This is a genomic window from Citrobacter sp. TBCS-14, from assembly GCF_005280805.1.
GTDB classification, from domain to species: domain Bacteria; phylum Pseudomonadota; class Gammaproteobacteria; order Enterobacterales; family Enterobacteriaceae; genus Citrobacter; species Citrobacter gillenii.
Genome location: NZ_SZWM01001171.1, coordinates 1 through 565, shown reverse-complemented (window position 1 = coordinate 565; position 565 = coordinate 1). Strand labels below are relative to the sequence as shown.

General features: G+C 45.6%; 1 protein-coding gene. It reads right to left on the bottom strand.

The features are described 5' to 3' along the window. Positions 1–285, bottom strand: a 285-nt coding sequence (locus FDX22_RS24620) for a MysB family protein (protein ID WP_146717926.1), incomplete at its 3' end; no start/stop codon positions are given. Positions 286–565: the final 280 nt, after the last annotated feature.

Genomic DNA, 565 nt, shown 5'->3' with positions numbered 1-565 from the left:
ATTTTCCTCCTGCCACTCCTGGCGAATATCAATCTCATCATAGTCACCATCAAAAACGCTTTGTGCCGCTTCACCGCTCAGCATGGGTAAACATTCGCCTTCGCCATCATCTTCGTCGGCAAAAAACTCAGCTTGCCACATGATATCGCCATCCTGTAGCACGTACTTTTGTACGTTCAGCTGCTGGACGCTGGCTTCGTCAGATTCAAGACCTGGATTATCAGCCAGAAACTCTTCACGTGCTGCATCAATGGCTTCTTCAAGGGTGGGGTACAAGGCATTCATATTCGCATCCTGATCGCATGGGTGATTGGCTTAATAAAAAGATATAGGTGGTGTGGTGAGAACTGTCAAAGCATTCGTTTATCGCGAAGTTTCAGGTATGCAACNGGGGGAACCCTACCGCCAATACGTTTCATGAACAGCAAACCTTAAGTTTTTAAGAATCGGTTGGAGTGTATTAAACTCAAGCGGTTATGCAGGAGCACCATGAGTGAGGATGTCATAGTTTAAAGGGGGTGATTGAATAGACTGCAAGCCATACTTTATAGCGGATGAAACAATA